Raw genomic sequence first — 5,818 nt, forward strand, 5'->3', positions numbered from 1 at the left:
TTCATCTGTTTTGTCTTCGGATGATTTTTTCTTATTTTTAATTTTTTATTCATCTGTTTTGTCTTCGGATGATTTTTTCTTATTTTTAATTTTTTATTCATCTCTTTTGTCTTGGGCGAATTTATTTTCTTTTTTTTCGTCCTTGACTTTAACAAATATTTTATCAATATGGTTTCCGTCCATGTCAATGATTTCGAATGTGAATTTCTTGAATTCGAATTTTTCTCCCTCTTCAGGTATTCTGCCTGCATGGGAAAGGATTAAACCTGCAATTGTTGTATAACCGTCTTCAACTTCTCCAGGCAAATCTTTTTCAATATTGAATAGGTCCTTAAAGTCTTCGATTGAAAATCTTCCGTCAATGGTCCAGATATTGTCGCTTCTTTGAATAGCCTTTGGATCGTCTTCCTCATCAATTCCGGGAATGTCTCCAACAATTCCCTCAAGAAGGTCGTTTAATGTAATCAATCCGACCACACTGCCGAATTCATCAACCACAAGTGCCATGTGAACATAGGATTGGTTTTGCTTAAATTCCTTAAGCAAATCCATTGAAAGCATGCTTTCAGGAACAACCAAAGGTGATTTTACAGTATTTTTAATGTCTATTGTATCCTCTTCAAAGAGTTTGCTTAAGATGTCCTTTGCCTGTACAACACCAATGAAATCATCCAATTCTTCTTCAGCAACTGGGAATATGGAACGTTTGCTGTTTATGATTTTTTTCTTGTTTTCTTCAATGCTGTCTTCCAAGTCAATCCATATCATTTCACTTCTAGGAGTCATTATCATATCCACTTTCTGGTCATCAAGACGGAAAACTCTTTTGATAATGTCTTCCTCTTCTTTTTCAATGGTTCCGTCTTCAATTCCCTCTTCAATTAATAACTTGACTTCCTCTTCAGTGACCAAGTCTTCTTTTGCTTCAGAACCAACAAGTTTTAATGCAAAATTGGTTGATCCATCCAATAATCTTACAATTGGTTTACAGATAATTGAAGTAATCTGCATGAATTTTGCAGTTTTTAGGGAATAGTCTTCAGGATCATTTAAAGCCATTCTTTTAGGTACAATTTCTCCAATCAAAATTGTAAAGTAGGTTGTAATTAAAATCACAATTATAAAACTGATTTGATAACTGTAAGGTATGTATTGGCTTAAGAATATTCCTAAAGGTTCAGAGAATGTAGTTCCACCAAGTGCCCCTGTAATGATTGCTACAAAGGTGATACCTACTTGAACGGTTGATAAAAATTCATTTGCATGGTCCATGAAATCCAGTACTTTTATAGCATTTTTGTTTCCAGTTTCTGCTATTTTTTGAATTTTTATACGTCTTGCCGATACAACTGCAATTTCTGCAAGTGATAATACTCCATTAAGTATTATCAAGATTATTATTATTGCAATTTCAATAAGTATTATTATCGAGTCCATTTTCATTAAGTCCTTTTAAAATTGTATTTTTAAAATTCATTTTAATTTATGATTTTATAATATTTATGTTTATATGAATTTTTTTTTAAAAAAAGCCAGATTTTTAAAATTTTTGCAATTGAATTGAATTTTTATAATCAAATTTAATTTTTGTAATTTAGTTGAATTTTTTTATTTTAATTCCATTTTTGTAATTAAATTTAATTTTTGTAATTAATTTGAATTTTTTATTTTAATTCAATTTTTTTATTTAAATTAAAATTTTTTAATTTTTATTGAATTTTTTATTTTAATTCAATTTTTATTAAGAAAAATGATTTTTCATTTTAAACCAATTATTCATTGTTAAATTTTCTTTCCAATTGATTTAAGAATTTATTTGATTTAAATTCATCAGCTGTTTTAAACATGCTTCCTCCGTAGATTTCCTCTTGCATTTTTTGAACAGCTTCTGAAGCGTCATTTGCAGTTTCTACTTTTTGAAGAATTCTGCGGCTTTTGACTTTAATTGTCTTTCCACAAGTACATTTTCTGGTTTTAACGCCTTGTTTTGCATAAAGTACTCTTCCACAGTCACATCTAAATATGTAATACATTTAAATCACTTATTTTTTTATTATTAATATTATAATCAAAATTTTTTAATATTACATCAAAAAGAAATAGATAAATTTCAAAGGATTGTTTATTTTTAAAATATCGAATTTAACTATTTTCAATAAATAGTAAACATTTTAAGCATGATTATTTTTAAAATATTTTTGAATAACTATTTTCAATAAATAGTAAACATTTTAAGCATGTTTATTTTTAAAATATTTTTGAATAACTATCTTCAATAAATAGTAAACATTCTAAGTATGATTATTTTTAAAATCCATTCAATTAAACAATAGTTTCAATGGAAATCCATTAAAATTATTTATCCTCCGAATATTTTCATAAAGAGAGGTATGAAAACCTGTGAAGGAAGTATAACCAATGTAGCTATACTGACACCTAAATTGGTTCCTATAACAACTAGCAATATTCTTACAATATTATTGTTCCAAAGATCCCTTAAACTTTCTATTTTTCCTAAATTATGTATGTCGCTTGTTCTTACTTCTCTGAATTTTGCTTCTGCAAGTCCTGAAAACCAACCTGCTGCAAGTAAAGGGTGGATAATGGTTAAAGGAGCTACAACTCCTCCAATAAGTGCGGATTGGATTTTAGATCCTGATAATATTGAACCTAAAAAGCCCATAATCATGCTGATTACAATAAATTCTATAACATTTCCTTGAATTTGGATTCCTTTTAGCCATGCAAGAAAAAATATCACTATAAACATGATGGGAATAAGTGCAAGTATGATCTTAAGCCAAGGAATTCCTCCCTTCTTTTCAAGGCTTATCAATTCGGAATGAGGTGGAATTGTTTCGGGATTATCCAGATATCTGTTAATTCCTTCCCTATGTCCTGCACCTACAACTGCTATGACATGGTCTTCCGGAATATGTAATATGCTGTTTGCAAGATAAGCGTCTCTTTCGTTTACCAATGCTTCATAAGCTCCAGGGGAAATTTCCTTAAAGTAACCCATTGCCTCATCGATAACGGATTGTTCCTTAAGTTCCTCAACATCAAGTTCGTCCTCATCTGATGAGAAAAGGGAAGCTATTAGTCCATAGAGGAATTTTAGTTTCTCCCATCCGCTCATATTGTTTAAAACTCTTTGCAATGTAATATTGATGTCCCTGTCTATTAAAACGATTTTGCAGCCTATTTCTTCTGCAGCTTCAATTGCAGTAATCATTTCAGATCCAGGTTTAACGTCTAAATCATCTCCAATCTTATTTTGCATATAGGAGAGAATTGTTGTAATAAAGAAAAGGCCTACCTTATTTTCCTTAATGATTTTGGAAATGTGGATTTCATCATTTTCTTCAATGCCCTTTCTTTGATTCATTAATTTGATGTATCTTCCTCTGTCTAATTCAATAGCAACTGCATCCGGCAGGTCTTCAAGGATTGCCTCTCTTACCTCATTGGCACTTTCCTGTGAAACGTGAGCAGTTCCTATAATTTTTAAACATTCTCTATTCATTAGATTTTCCTTCTTGATACTTTTTAAAATAATTAACTTTAAGTTAATAAAAATTTCTTAATTTATCTATTAATATTAATGTAATTTATTTATCTTTATTAATTTATTTATATATTTTTTGAAAAATTAGAACTTTTTTCAAATGATTTTTATTTTTGTTTAGGTAAGTTGATTTAAAATAATGGGTTAAGATTATTTTATTTTTAAAAATTGATTATGAATAAGTGGTTAAGATTATTTTATTTTTAAAAATTGATTATGAATAAGGGGGTTAGGATTATTTTATTTATTCATTAAATAATCTGATTTTTCCATCTTTATAAATTGGAACATTTTCACTAATGTTTTTCTCTAAACAGAATTTTACATCCTCTTCGTATCCTAAAAAAGTCAATCTTCTTGCAGACATTGATTTCCCAAGATTTTGCATAAAGATGTCCTGGTTTCTACTTGCCAAAAGGGCTGAAAATGCATATTCGCTAAGGCCTTCTCTTTTTCTCCATAAACTTTTGTCCAATTTTTCATTTCTTTCATTAATGTTTGGAATCTCTGTGATGTCATCTTCAAGATTTAATTCCTTATCAATCCAATAAAGTATTTCTCCAGCACCAATAAAATCCTCAATTGAAAAATGTCCTTCAAATCCTGCCATTACAAGGGATATTTCTTCATTTGCAAGTTTAATTGCAGTTTCTGCAACTTTCTTTGCATTTGTCAATGTTCCAATAAGTATTGTTTTTGAATGAATGTTTTCCAATACTCTTACTCCATTGCTTGTTGTAAGAACCAAGCAGTCTTTAGTGGTTTTATAGTCCCTTAGGTCTGTTGGTGAATTTCCAATATCAAATCCTTCAATTGTTTTCCCTCTTCTTTCTCCAGCCAAGACTGCATCATGTTTTCTGGCTAATTCAATTGCTTCTTCAGGAGTGAAAGCAGGAATAATTTCTTTAAACTTATCTAAAGCTGCTATAATTGAAGTACTTGCCCTTAATGTATCTATCATAATTGAAACATCTTTTGAAGAACTTTTTTCAAATTCTAGTTTCACTTTCAATTTAATGCCTCTATTAGTTTAATCAGTGATTTTAAAAAAATATATTTTGTTTTAAATAAAAATTTTTATTAATGTCCATTATAATATATAGAATTGATTCATATTAATAGATTAGTTAAGTTTGAAATTTTTTTTAAGTTTTTTAAAAATCAATTAAATCTTATTATTTTAAAAGCTTATTAATTTCTATTTCTAATCATTGATTATTTTGATTATTTTAACTCTTATGTTGTGAAAAAAATGAAAATTGTAACTACTCCAATGTGTAAAAAGATTGTAGAATGGGCTGGTTTAAAGGATTTTAACATTAATAAACATCCATCCTTAGAAGATGGGGATTTTGCAATTTTATTGTCTGAAAGCAAGGTTGAAATGGATTCATTAGCCATTAAACTAAATACTTTTTTACAGATTAGGGAAAGCATTATGGAAGTTTCAAAGCTTTGTTTTGAAAATGATTTAATAGATTCGCCCATAACTGATTCAGAAATTGATGAAATCTTTTTAGATTATTCTGATTTGACTTATGCAAATTTAGACAAGCCATCTTTTGATGAAATAAAAAAATCTAATTCAAATAAAAATGTTAAGGTTTATTCCGAATTTCTAAAGGATATTGTTAGAAATCTTGGAGCTAATATTATTGATTTTAGTTTAAATTCAGATTCTAATTTGAAAGAGGAAGACTTTGAATATATTGTTTATCCGGATTATCTTGAAGATATTGTTTTAGAAAATGAGGATTTGGACAATAATGAAATTATTTTAATCAAGGTTTTAACCCATTCAAATGTTTCTAAAAATCCAATTGAAAGAGCAGAACAAAGATATTCGGTAATAAGGCTTCGCGTGATATGCGTGAGATACAGCCTTACGTAGAGCAGATAAAGCAAGCCTACGAGCATATTGACCAGCTCTCCAATGATGAGCTGCGTGCCCGTACTAAGGAATTGCAGCAACAGGTGCAGCACTGTGCCGACGACCTCAAGGCAGAGATACAAGCCACCAAGGATAAGATAGAGACACTCCCCATAGAGGAGCGTGAGAGCCACTTCAACCATATCGACAAGCTCGAGAAGGAGGTGCTTGACCGCATGGAGGAGGAACTCAATGTGGTGATGCCTGACGCTTTGGCGATTATGAAGAGCACTGCCCGCCGCTTTGCTGAGAATGAGGAGGTCGTGGTTACTGCTACCGACTTCGACCGCGAACTGGCTGCCACCCACGATTTCGTGGAT

6 protein-coding genes are annotated in these 5,818 nt (G+C 30.2%); 2 read left to right on the forward strand and 4 right to left on the reverse strand.

Translation table 11 applies throughout. From position 1 onward, the window contains the following. Nucleotides 1-93: 93 nt before the first annotated feature. The 4 genes from Q0138_RS07580 to comB form a co-directional block, all read right to left on the reverse strand. On the reverse strand, nt 94-1,443 hold the full coding sequence (locus tag Q0138_RS07580; RefSeq protein WP_346662272.1) for a hemolysin family protein: 1,350 nt from the start codon (nt 1,441-1,443) through the stop codon (nt 94-96). Nucleotides 1,444-1,772: 329 nt separating this feature from the next. Continuing rightward, the gene (locus Q0138_RS07585; RefSeq protein WP_297982899.1) at nt 1,773-2,033 is read right to left on the reverse strand and encodes a DUF1922 domain-containing protein; all 261 of its coding nucleotides are present in this window, start codon (nt 2,031-2,033) and stop codon (nt 1,773-1,775) included. Nucleotides 2,034-2,359: 326 nt separating this feature from the next. After that, nucleotides 2,360-3,526 carry a TraB/GumN family protein gene (locus Q0138_RS07590; protein ID WP_297982900.1) on the reverse strand — a complete coding sequence of 389 codons (1,167 nt, stop codon included), beginning with the start codon at nt 3,524-3,526 and terminating at the stop codon, nt 2,360-2,362. A gap of 286 nt (nt 3,527-3,812) precedes the next feature. Continuing rightward, nucleotides 3,813-4,574, reverse strand: a complete 762-nt coding sequence (gene comB, locus Q0138_RS07595) for a 2-phosphosulfolactate phosphatase (RefSeq protein WP_297982903.1) — start codon at nt 4,572-4,574, stop codon at nt 3,813-3,815. A 246-nt stretch (nt 4,575-4,820) separates the two neighbouring features. Here comB and Q0138_RS07600 point away from each other — a divergent pair, with 246 nt between their 5' ends. Both Q0138_RS07600 and Q0138_RS07605 read left to right on the forward strand, forming a co-directional pair. Beyond that, nucleotides 4,821-5,459 (forward strand): hypothetical protein, encoded by a 639-nt coding sequence (locus Q0138_RS07600; protein WP_297982901.1) that lies wholly within the window; start codon nt 4,821-4,823, stop codon nt 5,457-5,459. Next, nucleotides 5,435-5,818, forward strand: a 384-nt coding sequence (locus Q0138_RS07605; RefSeq protein WP_297982902.1) for a hypothetical protein, incomplete at its 3' end; no start/stop codon positions are given. The genes Q0138_RS07600 and Q0138_RS07605, both read left to right, overlap by 25 nt.

The organism is uncultured Methanobrevibacter sp. (genome assembly GCF_937906425.1).
Lineage (GTDB): Archaea > Methanobacteriota > Methanobacteria > Methanobacteriales > Methanobacteriaceae > Methanobrevibacter.

Coding starts and splice junctions, on each gene's coding strand:
- Q0138_RS07600 (WP_297982901.1), top strand. CDS start 4,821: ATGAAAATTGTAACTACTCCAATGTGTAAAAAGATTGTAGAATGGGCT.
- Q0138_RS07580 (WP_346662272.1), bottom strand. CDS start 1,443: ATGAAAATGGACTCGATAATAATACTTATTGAAATTGCAATAATAATA.
- Q0138_RS07590 (WP_297982900.1), bottom strand. CDS start 3,526: ATGAATAGAGAATGTTTAAAAATTATAGGAACTGCTCACGTTTCACAG.
- Q0138_RS07585 (WP_297982899.1), bottom strand. CDS start 2,033: ATGTATTACATATTTAGATGTGACTGTGGAAGAGTACTTTATGCAAAA.